Consider the following 17,547-nt stretch of genomic DNA (forward strand, 5'->3'; position numbering starts at 1 on the left):
TAGATAAGAGGAAGGTTGAAGGAAGTGATTGCAAATGCATAGCGATAACCAACTGGAGAAGAGAATGGATTTTCGACAAAATAGATTGCTAGAGAATATGTCGAGAATACTTTTAATATCAAAAGTGTTTATGGGTGTAGTTGCTTGGATTGGTCTTTTTGACATTTTTGCTCCATTATTTTCAAATTTCCAACCACCTTCTTCTAATAATTTTTTGTCTATATATATATCATTTGGTTTGTTTAATGGGATTTATTTTTATATTGTTAATAGTCATGTAGGAAAGTCAAACTGGAACGATAAGGAAATTGCTAAATGGGAAAAGATCGTTAATACCTATATAATGCTATCAACTATTTGGGGGATCACAGTTTCCTTCGTCGACCCATTCGAATACAAATATATTTTTATGTACTTCCTATGTATATTTGTATGTTCTTCGATATTTTATATCGCGTTGAAACAGGCGATTATATGGAATTTACTGAATACAATCATTTTTATTGCCAGTATTTTAATTATTCACCCTCATAATACGAGTGTTGGCTCGTTGTTCTATTTATTTTTACTTATGGTCTTTGTATCATTTTTACTATCGAGAATCGTATATAGGGCATTTATAAATTCTTATTTTACGAAATTGCAGTGGCAGCATGAATTAGAGAAAAATATGAAGCTAATGAGGGAGTTACAATTAACCAATAAACAGTTAGCTAAACAAGCACACCATGATGAATTAACAGGTGTTTTGAATCGCCATGGTTTTCAAGAGCATGTTCAAAGTCTTTTTGAGAATTTTGATGTGAAAGGCGCTATGGTATCAATTATATTAATCGATATTGATTATTTTAAGTACTTTAATGATTTATATGGACATTCCAGTGGCGATGAAGTTTTGAAGGCTGTTGCTCAAAGTATTGCGCGAATTGCAGATAAAAATGGACATGCAACTGTTAGATGGGGTGGTGAAGAATTCATCGTGGTAGGAACAGATCTGTCTAAAAAGCAAATGAATAGTATTTGTCAGGAGATAGAAAATGCCATCTCAAAACTTAGTATTCAACATAATGATTCTAGTGTTTCTCAGTTTGTAACAGTGAGTATTGGAGCCTCAATGGGATTTTGTGCAACTCCTGTAGAATTGGAAGGCGTGATCGAACATGCCGATCACGCTTTATATCATGTGAAAAATCAAGGAAGAAATTCGTATTTGATCGTCAACTAATCTATGAATGTTCCATCGATAGTTTTAAATCGTAGCGCTTGGAGTCTACACTTCAAGCGTTTTTTTGTATGGGTTTTCATGGCTTTTTGGGGGTGATATGTTAGGATTAGGCATTTCAAACGACAATGCTGTTGAATAGGATCTATTGAAATATAAATCAGTATTTAATCTACATATTTTTTCATTAGAATATTTCATTTATGATATAGAGGTACTTGGAGTTTATAGGAGGTTTTTAGCCGATGTTAGATGAGGCTGTTGATTTTATAAAGATGTATTATATGGAAAATAACTTGCCGGTAGATCAGTTAGAAGAACGATTAAAGGAAGTTGAGAAGGATATTAGAAAGAGTGGACAATATACCCATACTTCAGATGAACTTGCCTTTGGAGCAAGAGTAGCATGGAGAAACAGCAACAGGTGTATAGGGCGATTATTTTGGCAAACCCTTCAGGTGAAGGATCAACGTTCCATTTTAGATGAAGAAACGATTTATGAGAAGCTTTTAGAACATATTGAATTTGCGACTAATGAAGGTAAAATAAGACCTACTATATCCATTTTCGAGCCACAAAAAGTTCGTATTTGGAATCACCAGCTGATTCGTTATGCAGGCTATGAACAAGAGGATGGCACTGTAATTGGTGATTCAGATTCTCTTGCCTTTACAAAAGAATGTATAAAGTTAGGATGGCACGGAAATGGTGGACAGTTTGATATTTTGCCATTGGTTATTCAAGTTGAAAATCGTAAGCCTCGTTTCTTTGATATTCCAAAAGAATATATTAAAGAAGTGCCTTTACGTCATCCAGAATTCGATTGGTTTACGGATCTACATTTAAAATGGTATGCCGTGCCAATCATTTCAAGTATGAAGCTTGAAGTAGGTGGTATTACATATGGAGCGGCACCGTTCAATGGATGGTATATGGGAACAGAAATTGGCGCACGTAATTTAGCGGATGACTATCGTTATAATATGTTGCCGATCATTGGGGAGAGTATGGGATTGGATACTTCATCTAATGCCAACTTATGGCGTGATCGTGCGTTAGTAGAATTAAATATAGCAGTGCTTTATTCCTTTAAAGAAGATGGTGTTAGTATTGTCGATCATCATACTGCGGCACAACAATTTAAACGCTTTGAAGCAAATGAAGCTTCTGCAAACCGTGATGTAACAGGAAACTGGACATGGCTGATCCCACCGCTATCACCAGCTACAACACATATTTTCCATAGGCCATATGATAATACAAAAAACTTGCCAGGTTATTCTCATCAGAAAAGACCTTATTGATAGAAAAAGAAAAAGTCATTCAGTCTATAAGGTGAATGGCTTTTTCTTTCTATTATATGGTTAGAACAGGCGTTGACTGATCCAATTTGAGATTAGAAGTGATTCCTATTAACGCTATAGTTTTCTGAGTAACAAGTGGACAAAGTAAGGGACACCTAGAATCGATATCACGATCCCTACTGGTAGCTCAGCGGGCGCTATGATAACTCTTCCTAATGTATCTGCAAGCAACAGTAACAATGAACCGATTAATGCACTAAGTGGTAGGATTTTGCGATAACTTGATCCAACTAACATTTTAGCCATATGTGGTGCGATTAGACCTAAAAATGTGATGCCGCCACCAACGGCTACACAGCCACCAGCGATAGCAACAGCTATAATGAGCAATAGGCGGCGTTCTCTTTCCACGTTTGTCCCAAGACCAATGGCTATTGGATCTCCTAAGTTTAATACCTCTAACACATAGGCTTTTGAAAAAGCAAATAATAGTAGTATCAGCAACCATATACATAATGTCCAAACCGATTGCCAGCTTGTACTCCAAATTGTTCCAGACAGCCATACAAGCGCTTTTGTGAAATCGGTCGGTTCCATTTTCATTTGTAAAATGGTAATGCCACTATTAAATGCTGCATTAACGCCTATACCTACTAGTAACAAACGACTTGGTGTTACTCTTCCTTTTTTCCAAGCTAAAGCATAAATGAGACAAGCTGCACACAACGCACCAAAAAATGCTGCAAAAGGCATGATGAAAACAGAAGTCTTTGTTGCTAAAAATGAAGTACCTCGCCCTAAAAACATATAGAGCACTACTACAAAGCCTGCGCCAGCATTGATCCCTAAAATACCAGGGTCGGCTAATGGATTTCGTGAAACTCCTTGTAAAATAGCTCCTGCAACAGCCATTCCGGCACCGATTAAGATAGCCAATATAATTCGTGGTAGTCGAAATTGGAAAATAGTCATATGATCTTCTTCCGTTCCATGCCCGAATAATGTTGATAGAACATTTTGCAAAGGGATATGGATAAAACCGGCATTCATACTCACAAAAAAGGAAATGATAATAGCTAGAAATGTTATTCCGCAGACTAAAGCAAATTTCGTGTTTCGCATTAAAAGTCCCTCCCATCTTTACGAGCAAGATATAAGAAAAAGGGAACGCCTATTAATGCTGTGATTGCTCCGACCGGTGTTTCGAAAGGTGCATTTATCATACGACCAGCCATATCTGCCCATATCAATAACACACTTCCGAATACGGCTGAAAAGGGTATGACAATACGATAATCTTGTCCAACCATAAAGCGAACAATATGCGGAACAACAAGACCGACGAATCCTACCATTCCGGCAATTGAGACCGAAGCTCCTGTTAACAATAAAACAGCAATGGTGCCACCTAACCTCACTAAATGGGTTCGTTGCCCAAGTCCTGTGGCTATTTCATCCCCTAAACTTAATACTGTCATTGATCTTGCAAGTAAAAGTGCCAGTACTAATCCAGTGACGATAAATGGCACAACAAAGTGGATATGTTGTGGTTGTACGCTTGATATGCTTCCCGCATACCAATAACTCAAGTCTTTTGAGATATCGTATTTTAAACTAATAAAAGTTGATAGCGAACTAAGTAGAGCCGAAATAGCAGAACCAGCTAATGCTAATTTAACAGGTGAGTTTCCACCCTTTGCAAAAGCGATCAATCCAAATACAAGACCAGCGCCTATACCAGCTCCAGCAAATGAACAAAACATTAATTTTGAAAAACTGATGGCAGGTACGATGGCTAAAGCGATGGCAATGAAAAATGTGCTTCCTGCGGTAACACCGAGAATGGATGGTGAAGCAAGAGGGTTTCTTGTCATACTTTGCATAATTGCACCAGATACGGCCAAAGCAGAACCTACGAGGATTGCTGCAATTGCTCGAGGTAGACGTAATTCACGTACCACTACATGTGCTGCATTAGATTCATCATAATGGAACAAAGAAGTCCAAATATCTTTGTAACTTAAATTTGATGCTCCTAGATGAATAGATACTATTACACTTATTAACAATAAACCAATGGCTACGATCATCCATGTGATGCTTGAGGCTTTGTTTATTGCTTTTTTTTCTTTCTTCATGTGACATCTTCTTTCTCAGTACAGTTTATCCTGCATTAACAAGCAGTATGTTCCTCCTACAAGAATCGATCAAAATAACAAAGGAGGCAACTTTGCTTGTATAAGCTCTACTGGTTTAATGAATGCCCAGTAGGGATGAAGGAAATCTCCACTAGGTAAAGTTATACTTTATAAATCTTATATAGATCATTGGAATTTGACAATGTCTAATAATTATATTTTAATTGATATCGATAATCGTTTTCAATTTAAAATAAAAATTTTTTCAGGGGGCTTTTAATAATGTACAATGTTATAAGCAAGAAAAAGGCAATACAACTTTTAGGGGTAGGTGTCTTAGCATTTTCACTTGCGGCTTGTAACGAAGAAAATAGCAGTGAAAAAACAAGTGATCAAAAAACAGAACAATCTTCTCAAGCTAAATCTACGACACGAGTTGTCACAGATGCAATGGGACATAAAGTGAAAATCCCAGCAAATCCGAAACGAGTGATTGCATCGTATTTAGAAGATAACTTGGTTGCCTTAGGAATAACACCAGTTGCTCAATGGAGTGTAGGTGATGGGGCAAGCATTCAAGATTACTTACAAGACAAACTAGGGAAAGTACCAACGATTTCTTATGATTTACCATTTGAATCTGTTCAAAAACTTAAACCTGATTTAATCATTATGGATTCAGCGCAAATGGTAGAGGGCAACAAATACGAACAATATAGCAAAATCGCTCCTACATATGTCATTGGTAAAGAACAAAACAATGATTGGCGTGATGAATTATTGCGTGTCGGAGATGTATTCGATAAAAAAGATCAAGCACAAGAAATTTTAGATAAATACGATGAAAAAGTAACAAAAGCTAAAACAGAAATCAATGATGCAATAGGCACGCCATCTGTAGCGGCAGTATGGTTATTTGGCGGTAAATTTTATATGGTCAATGAAAAATTATCAACAGGCGCAGTTCTATATCAAGACCTTGGATTAAAAGTTCCTGCTGTAGTCAAAGAAATTTCAGCAAAATCAACAAGTAACTGGAATGAGATTTCATTAGAAAAACTTGTAGAATTAGATGCTGATCACATTTTCTTAGTCAATGGTGATGCGCAAAAAGCCAAAAGCACATTGAGCAATAAATTATGGCAAAGCATTCCTGCTGTAAAGGCTGGCAATGTCCACGAATTCTCTTCTAAAGAAAGCTGGCTTTACACAGGCCCTATTGCCAATGAACAAATCGTAGATAATGTAGTAAAAAGTTTAGTTAAATAATAAGCATAGCTAAACAAAGTTAAAGGTAAAAACATACTATCCAAAAGGCACGGATGCTGATCCATCAGCATCCGTGCCTTTTTCAATTATAGGACAAAAATTTTTCTTTTGAACCAGCCTAGTTTTCTATTTTTCAGATGTTACATAACGATCTTTTGCAGATATCCATGCGAAAAAGAACAAACCAATTACTACAACAATGTAGAGTACATTGGCTGATTGCCAACTTTCAAATAAATCATGAATATAGCCATAAAGTACAGGTCCTGTTGCTGCTAATAGATAGCCGATAGATTGGGCTGTACCAGAAATCTCTGCGGCTTCGAATGCATTGCGAGCGCGTAAAGAGAAAAACATCATGGCTAGTCCAAATGATGCGCCACCTGCGAGACCAATGAAAATCATCCAAAGAACAGTAAGTGAAGTTAGGTTCAACAAAATCCCTGAAAAACCAATGATATACAAGATACTAAACATCACCACTAATGAGCGTTGATCTGATTTTCTCGCCGCTAATATAGGGATAAGAAATGTCATAGGCAATTGTGAAAATTGCATGATAGAGAACATCCATCCTGTTTGATGGGCACTTATCCCTTGAGATTTTAACATGGCTGGAATCCAAGCTGCAGTTGTGTAGAAGAGTAAGGATTGTAAGCCCATTGATAGCGTAATAGCCCATGTCAAAGGATATTTCCAAATCGGTTTGCTAGGTCTCATATGCTTATGATCTTCTTTTACATTTATTTGTTGGCGTAATTGTGGTAACCACACGAAAAAAGCAATAATCGTAAGTATAAACCAAAAGCCAAGCGCACCTTTCCAACCGACAATTGTACTGGCGATTGGATAGCTAACACCTGCGGCAATACTCGCTGAAATATTCATCGCTACTGTGAAGATGGAAGTTAGCAATCCAACTTGTAAAGGGAATTTTAGCTTAATAAGTGCTGGCAGCAGAACATTACCAAATGCAATGGCAATACCGATGAGTGCTGTCCCTGATAATAAGAAAATAATGTTCCCCATTGAGCGTATAACTATACCGAAGGCCAAAATAATCATGGCAAATAGCAAGGTTTTCTCAAACCCAAAGCGTCTTGCAAGTTTTGGCGCAAATGGTGAAACCAGTGCAAATGCTAGTAGTGGAATAGTTGTGATAAAACCTGCTAGTACATTGGAAATATCTAGGCCTTGTTTTATATAGGTAATAATTGGACCTACTGATGTTAGAGGGGAACGTAAAGTAGATGATATGAAAATAATACCAAGTACAAGTATCCAAGTATTCCGATTCCAATGTAATTTTTTACTTTGTCTAGGTGTCAGTTGTGTCAATATTGTACGGCCTCCCTGAAAAGAAACTTCTTTATAACCGTATCATTAATAAATAGTAGATTTCAATATTCCAGCATCAATAATTGTTTACTATAAGTCTAAAATGTATTAGAGTAACAGTTATTTTACGTCTTGTTATTAAAAATACTCTGTATTATAATAAGAGCCGTATTAAAATTATATATTACATGCCTCATCCAGTAGGTGAGGTAGAGGTTGCCATGTCCATGAGTATAATCGACGAGATGAAAAAGCATTATAGACTCGATTAAAAAGGGGATATTGCCGAAGTGTCGACAAGCTTTTTATTGTTTATGCTGGGGCTGTTACCGAAAGGTGCAGAACTGTCACATCTGAAATGATGTGTTGAGCTATCTTTATCAAGATTGGTAGGAGTTTTAGTGACCATCTCAAGTTACTTGGATGGTATTTTTTTTAGGATCTATACTAAATGTTGGGTATCGAAACAAGGATATCTCAAATATTTGATATAGAACCATTTTTAATTAACTTTACTCTACCTTTTCTCGTGATAAATCGGAAAGAGGAGAATTATGAGTACAAAAAAGACAAGCTCTAGTGAACAACAGAGCTTAAATAGAGGGTTAAAAAGTCGTCATATTACCATGATTTCTCTTGGTGGAACAATTGGAACCGGTTTGCTATTGGCAAGTGGGAATTCAATTGCTGTTGCTGGACCAGGCGGTGCAATACTTGCATATGGTCTAATCGGTATTATGGTATTTTTCTTGATGACTAGTCTTGGGGAAATGGCTGCGTATATGCCCGTTTCAGGATCGTTTAGTACGTATGCTTCAAAATTTATCGACTCGTCATTAGGATTTGCGCTAGGCTGGAACTATTGGTATAACTGGGCGATTACGATTGCAGCCGAAGTGTCTGCTATATCAATCGTTATGAAATATTGGTTTCCTAATATGCCTTCATTTATTTGGAGTGCGGCATTTCTGTTTGTTATCTTTGTGTTGAATTATCTGTCGGTTAATAGCTATGGGGAAAGTGAATATTGGTTTGCGGTTATTAAAGTTGCAACGGTTATTATTTTCTTGATAGTGAGTTTTTTAATGATCTTCGGTATTCTTGGGGGAAAAGCGCCGATCGGATTCACGAACTTCTTTAAAGGGGATGCACCATTTCACGGTGGATTTTTTGCGACATTCGGCATTTTTTTAGCTGCTGGATTCTCATTCCAAGGTACTGAATTATTAGGTATTACAGCAGGAGAAACCAAAAATCCAGGTGAAACTATTCCAAAAGCTGTGAAGCAGATTTTTTGGCGTATCTTGTTATTTTATATTCTAGCTATTTTGGCAATTGGATTATTGATTCCGTATACGGATCAACGACTAGCTAATAGTGATGATGTAACTGTCAGTCCATTTACATTAGTATTCGAAAACGCAGGGATCGCTTTTGCAGCTTCCATTATGAATGCAGTTATTTTAACGGCTATTCTTTCTGCCGGCAACTCTGGCTTATATGCATCATCTCGTACACTGTGGGAGTTGGCGATGGAAGGAAAGGCTCCTAAAATCTTTAAACGATTAAATGGACGCGGTGTACCAATCGCAGCACTTATTGTGACTATACTAGTTGCTTGCTTATCATTTTTAGCATCTTTGTTCGGTACAGGTACTGTATATACTTGGCTGTTAAATGCATCTGGCATGTGCGGATTTATCGCATGGTTGGGAATTGCAGCAAGTCATTATCGATTCCGTAAAGCATTTGTAGCACAGGGCCATGATTTATCTGAATTACCGTATCGCTCAAAATTCTTCCCATTTGGTCCGATTTTTGCATTTGTAGTTTGTGCGTTTGTTATACTTGGTCAAAATTACACAGCATTTACAGGGGATCACTTTGATTGGAACGGTATTTTCGTATCCTATATTGGTTTACCGATCTTCCTGATTATTTGGTTTGGTTATAAATGGAAACATAAAACAAAGATAGTCCGTCTAGAGGATGCGGATTTGACGGCTAAACGCCATATGAAAGAATAATAAAAAAACACGCGTGTTGATTTGACAAAAATTAGGTCGTCTGTGGCGTAATTTTTGAGAAAACCTGCATTTTTCGGACCATTTATATAGATCTTCGCTGCGGCTTGCTCTTTCCTTTTGTGTAGCACATATTTGATAAAAAAACAATCCAATGTCCTGCGGAAAGAGCGAATAAAGTCTTTGAGAGAGCAAATAAATTATCTCAAAGGGCGAATAAATACTTTATGGATAAAATTGGATAATCAACATGCCTGATAAAAAAATAGTCTATAGAATCGGTTTCACAATGCTTTTGAGCTAAAAAATACGAATGATTTTCTTTTCGAATCAATTTCATAAATCATTTTCTTCTCAAAAAATACGAACATTTAAGAATAACTAATTTTGATAGTTGTGGAGCGAAAGACGGCGACTTATTGTATGATAATGATGCGAAGTAAGCGAGAAGGAGGAACATATAAGAGAATTGGTGTGATTATCCTCTAAAATGTTCGGAGATTAGCTGAAATTTCGTTTCAATATCTGTAAATATTCGGGTTTTACAATTATCAGAATTATTCTATATTTTAATGTTTTATTGAATTTTATAAATAGCATGCTATAATTGGGACATTCTCAATTTAAAACTAAATATCATTTACTCATATAATAGCAAGAATATGGCTTGCAAGTTTCTACCAGATCACCGTAAATGATCTGACTATGAGAAGCAATGCAATGTTTATAAATTGTTCTTTTCGACTGTATAGCTCGAAGGACTTGCTCCACTCATAGATGATTGGATGTACGAGTTCTTCGGGCTTTTTATCTATCTAAAAACTGAAGTGGCTCGTGTCAAGAAAGATAGGGGAAGGATGCAAAATTGCGGGGTATTTCCTATCAGGTTCGCAGCATGTGAATTCTTGAAATCCGGTCATTGAAAGCAAGGTAGATTTAAAAACGTGAAAATAAGAAGGGAGATCCCAAGGTTGAAAGCACTTCAGGAAAAAATCGTAAGGGAAGGTAAAGTCTTATCAGGAGATGTATTAAAAGTAGATTCATTTTTGAATCATCAAATTGATCCACAACTCATGCAAGCAATAGGTCAAGAGTTTGCTGATCGATATAAAGATGCAGGTTTGACAAAAATCCTTACGATCGAATCATCAGGTATTGCACCAGCAGTAATGGCTGGACTTATTTTAGGAATCCCCGTTGTCTTTGCTCGTAAACGTAAATCTATAACATTAACAGATAATTTCTATTCTGCAAATGTTTATTCGTTCACTAAAAAGGTTACCAATACAATTTCTGTATCAAAAGATTATATAACGCAAGGTGATATTGTATTAGTAATCGATGATTTTTTAGCAAATGGGGAAGCAGCAAAGGGATTAATCGACATTGTTAAACAAGCAGGTGCTACTACAAGTGGAATCGGTATTGTGATAGAAAAAGGCTTCCAACCAGGAGGTCAATTACTACGTGAACAGGGTTATCGCGTTGATTCGTTAGCGATTATTTCATCATTAGAAAATGGAAAAGTACAATTTGCTTAGGAGGCAACTAATCAGATGAACAAGGCAAAACTTGCAACACTTGGAATCCAACATTTATTAGCAATGTATGCGGGAGCCATTTTAGTACCATTAATCATTGGTGGTGCATTAAAATTTGATTCAACTCAGTTAACGTATTTAGTATCTATTGATATTATGATGTGTGGTATCGCGACATTATTACAAGTTATGCGTGGTAAAGTAATTGGTATTGGATTACCGTTAGTTCTTGGATGTACATTTACAGCTGTAACACCAATCATTGGCATTGGCTCAAAATACGGTATTGGCTCTATTTATGGTGCAATTATTGCGTCCGGTTTAATCGTTGTCCTTATTTCAGGTATCTTTGGAAAACTCGTAAAATTCTTCCCGCCCATTGTTACTGGTTCTGTCGTCACGATTATTGGGATCACATTAATCCCAGTTGCTATTAATAATGCAGGTGGTGGTCAAGGAGCGCCTGATTTCGGGTCAGTTTCTAATATTTCACTTGCGTTTGGTACATTAATCGCTATTGTTTTACTGTATCGTTTCACAAAAGGATTTGTTCGTTCAATTGCCATTTTAATAGGTTTAGTACTTGGCACTGTAGCAGCTGTTTTTATGGGAAAGGTGGATTTTTCACCAGTAGCTGATGCTGCGTGGGGACAAATTGTAACACCGTTTTACTTTGCAACACCAGAATTCCATGCACAACCAATCATCATTATGACGCTTGTAGCGATTGTATCGCTTGTTGAATCTACAGGCTCTTATTTTGCATTGAGCAGTATGACAAATACACCTATTAACGATAAAGCACTAGCACGTGGTTATCGGTCAGAAGGTTTAGCTTCAATTATTGGTGGTATCTTTAACTCATTCCCGTATACAGCGTTTTCTCAAAATGTGGGTCTAATACAAATGACAGGTGTAAAAAATCGTGCTGTCATCTTTATCACAGGAATTATGCTTGTCGCATTGGGTTTCTTGCCTAAAATTGCTGCACTAACAACAATCATTCCTACAGCTGTACTTGGTGGCGCGATGATCGCTATGTTTGGTATGGTTATTTCACAAGGTGTCAAAATGTTGGGCAGTGCAATAAATGAATCAGAAGGAAATGCAATGATCATTGCTTGCTCGATTGGTATGGGGCTTGGTGTAACAGTCGTTCCTGATATTTTCAAAGTGCTTCCAGAAACAGTGCGTATTCTAACAAGTAATGGCATTGTTGCCGGTAGTGTAACAGCAATCGTATTAAATATTATCTTCAACATGATTCCGTGGAGACGGGATGAAAAAATAGAAGTGAAAAAGGAAATAAACGAAGTCAAAACAAACCTCACTGAAAAGCATGTTTAACATCTAGATTATTTTTGCCTCATCCAATAGGGTGGGGCTTTTTTGTGTAAAAATATCCAATTTGTCATCTTTTTGAATTATTCAGGATAGATTATATAAAAGCATATAACCCATTTTACTTTGAATTTGAGATTTAGTGTTATAATGATTTTGTATACAATAATTTTCCAATAATTATTTGACTTTGGATCCGATTTCTAGATTGCGGTCATTCGCAGACAGAAAAAGGTGTCCATTACTTATTATTCGAGGTGTGGAAGATGATCGATCAATATTTTTACAAGACGTTATTTAAAAGTACATTTTCCGATCCTGTAGAAATTACATTATGGGATGGGGAAAAGGTCCATTATGGAGAAGGAAAACCTGTTTTTAAAATAAAGATGAATGAAGTGATTCCCAAAGCTGAAATTGTGCAAGATCCATCTATGGCAATGGGCGAAGCATATATGACAGGGAAACTTGAAGTTGAAGGGGACTTAAAAAGAGTTGTTCAATCGATTTATGAAAAACAAGGTAGTTTTCTTGGCAATGGTAAGTTATACAAAACCCTTTTAAAGACCATTACGAACAATAAAAAACATAGCAAAGAAAATATTCAATTCCACTATGATATCGGCAATGATTTTTATAAATTATGGTTAGATGAAACGATGACCTATTCATGTGCATACTTTAAACATGAAAATGAGTCATTAGCCGATGCACAACGCAATAAAGTCGCATATATCCTCAAAAAACTTAATCTCCAAAAGGATCAAACCCTCTTAGATATTGGTTGTGGGTGGGGCGAACTCATCGTCACTGCTGCCAAAAAATATGGCGTAAAAGCTACAGGTATTACATTATCAAACGAACAATATGCACGTGTGAAAGAAAGAATTATTGAAGAAAATCTCATCGATTTAGTCGATGTCAAGCTTATGGATTACCGAGATATACAAGGATCATTCGATCGTGTAGTATCAGTCGGTATGTTAGAACATGTGGGTCAGGACCATTTAGAGGAATACTTTGAAAAAGTCTATGATTTACTTGCTGATGGAGGAATATCTATGCTCCATTGTATTACGTGTCAAAAAGAAGGTGCATCGAATTCATGGATTGATCAATATATTTTCCCTGGAGGTTATGTACCAGGTGTAGCAGAGCTTGTTCAGCATATTACATCCAAACAATTTCATTTAGTCGATCTTGAAAGTCTTCGTCGTCATTATGAGAAAACACTAGATATATGGGCATCCAACTTTGAAGGGGCAATAGAAGAAGTGAAAAAGATGAAGGATGAGACATTTATCCGTATGTGGAGACTTTACTTAAATGCATGTGCCGCATCATTTGCTGCAGGTAATATTGACTTATCACAATTGATCTTTACAAAAGGTGTTAACAATGAAATACCAATGACCCGTGAATATATGTATCAATAGTGCAAATATAAAGGGCTGGATGCAAACCCCATTTTGGATTATATAAAGAGAAACTCCATCAGTGGGAGTTTTCTTCATCCCACACCTATCTTTCTCGTTTCTCTCTAAACCTTGAGGTGGGGTCTTACTGCCCGTTAACGCGGGATAAAAATAAAGCACAGAATGCTATTCAATCCGCATTCTGTGCTTTTGTATATGGCATATTTTCTTAGATTATTGTTCCAAAATAAGCTACTTTTATTTTTACTCTTAAACAAGCGCTTGCTCTTTTTCTAATGCTTTGCCTAAGAAAGTTGCAAGTTCTAACATACCGTATTTTCCAGCTCTGGCTTCAGCATCACTATTATAGTTCGTGTTTGTGTTGATATCATAAGTGTAAACTGTACCATCTTCAGCTTTAATGAATTCAATGCCTGCAACCGTGATATTTTGATCTTTTAAGAATTTTTCATAAGACTTGATTTGTTCTAGATCTAATACGGAATTATCTACGATCTGGAATTTAGGCTTTTCTTCTACTTGTTCGCCAACAGGGCAGAATAAGTCATTGATCTGACAAGCGTCCGCTGGGCACAACTCGAAACCTTTTGATGTATCAACCTGTACAGCGTAAACAAATTTAGCATTAACAAATTCAGCACGAGTAATAAATGATTCTGGCGATTTGATGTATTGTTGGATTAATGTAATACCATCAACGGGTTCTTCGTAAAGTGGACCATTTACATATGCTTCTAATGCTTCAATAGTGTTGAATAATTGAACACCAAGTCCCTTACCAGCACGATTATGTTTCGTGATAAATGAAGGGGTATTGATTTTCTTTGCTGCTTCAATAATTTGTTGTTTACCAACAGCAGCAATCGTTCTTGGTGTACGGATACCGGCTTTTTCAAGTGCTAAGTATTGATTTACTTTACTTAGTTCCAGTTTAAGTGCATCTGTTCCATTAAAGACAGTACGGCCGTGGAATTCTAACCAAGCAAGTACTGCGTTTGCAAGTTCTGGTGCAAAACGGTGATCACGTGTATGTGATGATGCGCTCATACGACTGTAAAATATTCCTTCTGGTGGTACAGAACTTAAATCAACTGTCCCTTGATCTAAGAACCATTCTTCATATGGAATATTTAGTTCATCTAAACGTTTTGTTAAATGATCTGTCCATTCGCTGTTTTCATGAATAATATAAACTTTTGACATCATTTAACCTCCACTTTTTTATTTCTAAGTTGTTCTACTAATGGTTTTACTTTTTCAGCAAAGATCTTCATTTCTTCTAGCTGTGGTGAGAATTGTAGGATCAATAAATTCAACCCAACTTCTTCATAGGCAAGAATACGTTTTGCGATTTGTTCAGGAGTACCTACTAAATTTGGACGTAAGCCACGATTTGATACACAATAATCTTCTTTGCTGACTTTTACATTTAGTTGTGATTTGCTTGTGAAATCTTGATAACCGGCATATGCTTTGCTATCTGGATTCATCGAAGTGATTCTTTCTAATTCAGCTTGTGCTTCCTCTTCTGTATCACGGCAAATAACATAGGCAGCCATACCAAATATTTCGAAATCTGGTTTACCAAGTTCCGCGCGTCGACCATTCATTTCTTTAATCTTCGCTTCGATCTCTTCTATAGTACCACCATGCATGACATAAGAGTCACAAATTCTAGAGATTGTTTGTTTACCAGTTTCAGATTCACCACCAGCAAAAATAGGGATATGGTTGTTTCTTAATGGTTTTGGTAAAAGATAAGTATTTTCGAATTCATAATAATCACCTTTAAATGATGCAGGTGTTTTTGTGAATAATTCTTCTAATGCATTGACAAATTCTTCCGCACGGGCATAGCGTGAATCATGAGCAGTGAAAGCACCGCCATATTGTCGTGCTTCTTCTTCCCACCATGCAGATACGATATTCAAAGCAAGACGACCCTTGCTAATATGATCGATATTTGAAGCCATTTTTCCAAAAGTTTGTGGTTTATAATAACCTGGGCGAATAGCTACAAGGATGTTTAGCTTTTCTGTAACTGCGGCAACAGCTGCGGCAGTAGACCAAGCATCTAATGCAGGTTCCTCGATTCCTTTAATATCATTTAAAAACAACTCAGCGATCAGGGTCATATCATAGCCAAGTTGTTCAGCTTGCTGAGCCACTTTTTTTACATAATCAAATGTAGCTGGCATTTGTTTATATTCATCCTCAATATTGCGTAACCAACCACCATAAAGAGGTGACCAATATCCGTATTTCATATCCTTAAAGCCGCCTTTCCAGTCTGATTTTTAAATAGTCTGACTATTACGTGTGTTTATCTTAGCATAAAACCATGTGATAAACAATATAATATCGATAAAACAAAGGCGATAAGTAGGGATTTGTCATAGAATGATCAAAAATAACTGGTTTAGAAAATTAGGATGATGAAAATAGGGTAAATAAAAACGAGGGACTCAAAAAGGCCTCTTTTGTTAGATGACGAAATGGAACAGACAATAATGTAAGAATAGCGATAAAATCTTGATACAACAATCTATCTGCGAAAATAAAAACTCTAGCTTACATAATGGTAGGTTCTTCATACCGAGAACTTGATCGCCAAATGCTGAAATCAGTTCTAACCTTAGTATAATAGTAGATTATTCTTCTTCCCACTTTTTCATCTGTTCTTCTTCTGCAGCGATTTGTAAATCATACGCATTAATTAGGAAAATTTCATAGTCATGATTGCTGGCATACTGCTCAGCCAGTTTTTTTATATATTTTGGCGAACCTTGTTTTTCTTCATCATAAACGATCAGGATTCCATCAGAATTTTTTAGAAAGAATTTATTTTTTTCGGTAAATTGCCAAGGAGCCTCATATGGTCGTTTTGTTAGACTTGTCACAAAATCAGCTTGTGATAAAATCATTTCATATTTTTCTTGTTTGGATTCGTTCCAATTTTTTTCTTGGTCTAAAAAGGGTGTCATGATTGCATATTTCAACTCAGGATATTCCATTTGCAAATCCATAATTACTTCTGCGGCCCAAGTTTCTACACCTAGTTGACCACTTAAAATCACCCACTCAAGCCCATCTTCAAGGAGCGGAATAATTCGATCTTGTAAGGCTTTTTTGATAATAGGAATGCCAGGATGATAATCATTGAAAATACCAAGTTCATGCGCTTTATAGCCAGTGATAACAAGACGAGTTAGCATATATACCTCCCACTTTGATACATAAGTTAGATTCTATCTGACATATTCATTGGATATAGATTTTTGTTTTAACATCGCAACTATTGTTGTTTGTTGCAGGCGAGACGGATGTTTCTTTTAACAGTTGCTGCTTTATATAACACACATAAAATATAAAAAACCGATTTCTATAGAAACCGGTTGACTGAAATAAGTATAGAAATAGTTATGTCGTTGCCCAGTCTACTTGTTAAGTCAGTGTTCGATGTGAAAACAAGTGTATGTACATCAACAATTTTCGCTTTTCATTTTACAATAGCTATGCTTCATTTACAATGGAATTATTTGTAATTATAGAAGAGGATTGCATTGTTGCAGATAAAAGCTTATGAAGCTGCATCTTATAGAGAGATTCTATTAATATTTAGCTCTAAAACTAGTTATTTTAGGCTGCGTTTTAACCTCAATATTATAAGTCTAATAAAGTGCATTTTATAAAAAGATAATTTATAATATAGTCGTACTAAAAATAGTAGATATAGTACATTTGTGAAAACGTTTCCGGAAACTGTGCACATAGAAGAAGTTAGTCTATAGATGATGAAATTTATACGAATTTAAACTATATTAATATAATTTTCTGGGAGGGTCTAAACAATGAAAGCAGCAGTATGGCATGGTAAGAAAGATATTCGTATTGAAGAAAAAGAATTAAAACCATTAAAAGATGATGAAGTAAC

The 17,547-nt window shown here is 36.2% G+C and carries 13 protein-coding genes and 2 riboswitches; of the genes, 7 read left to right on the forward strand and 6 right to left on the reverse strand.

Annotation, left to right across the window (positions count from 1 at the left end; all coding sequences use genetic code 11):
* Positions 1–64: 64 nt before the first annotated feature.
* Positions 65–1,225, forward strand: a complete 1,161-nt coding sequence (locus tag FEZ13_RS18455) for a GGDEF domain-containing protein (RefSeq protein ID WP_186725981.1) — start codon at positions 65–67, stop codon at positions 1,223–1,225.
* 242 nt (positions 1,226–1,467) lie between these two features.
* Complete coding sequence (locus tag FEZ13_RS18460; RefSeq protein WP_146553880.1) at positions 1,468–2,526, forward strand: nitric oxide synthase oxygenase; 1,059 nt, start codon at positions 1,468–1,470, stop codon at positions 2,524–2,526.
* Positions 2,527–2,640: 114 nt separating this feature from the next.
* Here the strand turns inward: FEZ13_RS18460 and FEZ13_RS18465 are convergent, their stop codons facing one another.
* Positions 2,641–3,648: a FecCD family ABC transporter permease gene (locus tag FEZ13_RS18465; RefSeq protein WP_146553881.1), complete on the reverse strand. Its 1,008-nt coding sequence runs from the start codon at positions 3,646–3,648 to the stop codon at positions 2,641–2,643.
* Positions 3,648–4,664: a FecCD family ABC transporter permease gene (locus FEZ13_RS18470; RefSeq protein ID WP_146553882.1), complete on the reverse strand. Its 1,017-nt coding sequence runs from the start codon at positions 4,662–4,664 to the stop codon at positions 3,648–3,650. Before FEZ13_RS18470 ends, FEZ13_RS18465 begins: the two co-directional genes overlap by 1 nt.
* Before the next feature lie 282 nt (positions 4,665–4,946).
* Between FEZ13_RS18470 and FEZ13_RS18475 the strand changes: the two genes are divergently transcribed.
* The gene (locus FEZ13_RS18475; protein WP_146553883.1) at positions 4,947–5,933 is read left to right on the forward strand and encodes an iron-hydroxamate ABC transporter substrate-binding protein; all 987 of its coding nucleotides are present in this window, start codon (positions 4,947–4,949) and stop codon (positions 5,931–5,933) included.
* Positions 5,934–6,059: 126 nt separating this feature from the next.
* Here FEZ13_RS18475 and FEZ13_RS18480 read toward each other — a convergent pair whose 3' ends face one another.
* A complete protein-coding gene (locus tag FEZ13_RS18480; RefSeq protein WP_146553884.1) occupies positions 6,060–7,271 on the reverse strand; it encodes a CynX/NimT family MFS transporter in 1,212 nt (403 codons plus the stop codon).
* A gap of 202 nt (positions 7,272–7,473) precedes the next feature.
* A riboswitch (Lysine riboswitch) is annotated at positions 7,474–7,653 on the forward strand.
* A gap of 172 nt (positions 7,654–7,825) precedes the next feature.
* On the opposite strand from FEZ13_RS18480, the gene FEZ13_RS18485 reads away from it, so the two are divergent.
* From FEZ13_RS18485 to FEZ13_RS18500, 4 genes are all read left to right on the forward strand, one after another.
* Complete coding sequence (locus FEZ13_RS18485) at positions 7,826–9,298, forward strand: amino acid permease (RefSeq protein ID WP_146553885.1); 1,473 nt, start codon at positions 7,826–7,828, stop codon at positions 9,296–9,298.
* A gap of 621 nt (positions 9,299–9,919) precedes the next feature.
* Positions 9,920–10,021: riboswitch (purine riboswitch) on the forward strand.
* A 245-nt stretch (positions 10,022–10,266) separates the two neighbouring features.
* The gene (locus FEZ13_RS18490; protein ID WP_146550607.1) at positions 10,267–10,836 is read left to right on the forward strand and encodes a xanthine phosphoribosyltransferase; all 570 of its coding nucleotides are present in this window, start codon (positions 10,267–10,269) and stop codon (positions 10,834–10,836) included.
* Between the two features lie 15 nt (positions 10,837–10,851).
* Positions 10,852–12,183 carry a nucleobase:cation symporter-2 family protein gene (locus FEZ13_RS18495; protein WP_146553886.1) on the forward strand — a complete coding sequence of 444 codons (1,332 nt, stop codon included), beginning with the start codon at positions 10,852–10,854 and terminating at the stop codon, positions 12,181–12,183.
* Positions 12,184–12,443: 260 nt separating this feature from the next.
* Positions 12,444–13,613 carry an SAM-dependent methyltransferase gene (locus FEZ13_RS18500; RefSeq protein ID WP_146553887.1) on the forward strand — a complete coding sequence of 390 codons (1,170 nt, stop codon included), beginning with the start codon at positions 12,444–12,446 and terminating at the stop codon, positions 13,611–13,613.
* 249 nt (positions 13,614–13,862) lie between these two features.
* Here the strand turns inward: FEZ13_RS18500 and FEZ13_RS18505 are convergent, their stop codons facing one another.
* From FEZ13_RS18505 to FEZ13_RS18515, 3 genes are all read right to left on the reverse strand, one after another.
* Complete coding sequence (locus tag FEZ13_RS18505; protein WP_146550604.1) at positions 13,863–14,816, reverse strand: ATP-grasp domain-containing protein; 954 nt, start codon at positions 14,814–14,816, stop codon at positions 13,863–13,865.
* Positions 14,816–15,880 (reverse strand): LLM class flavin-dependent oxidoreductase, encoded by a 1,065-nt coding sequence (locus FEZ13_RS18510; protein WP_146553888.1) that lies wholly within the window; start codon positions 15,878–15,880, stop codon positions 14,816–14,818. Before FEZ13_RS18510 ends, FEZ13_RS18505 begins: the two co-directional genes overlap by 1 nt.
* Before the next feature lie 384 nt (positions 15,881–16,264).
* The gene (locus FEZ13_RS18515) at positions 16,265–16,828 is read right to left on the reverse strand and encodes an SLOG family protein (protein WP_146553889.1); all 564 of its coding nucleotides are present in this window, start codon (positions 16,826–16,828) and stop codon (positions 16,265–16,267) included.
* Between the last annotated feature and the right edge of the window lie 719 nt (positions 16,829–17,547).

Source organism: Rummeliibacillus sp. SL167 (assembly GCF_007896505.1).
In the GTDB taxonomy this organism is placed as follows: domain Bacteria; phylum Bacillota; class Bacilli; order Bacillales_A; family Planococcaceae; genus Rummeliibacillus; species Rummeliibacillus suwonensis.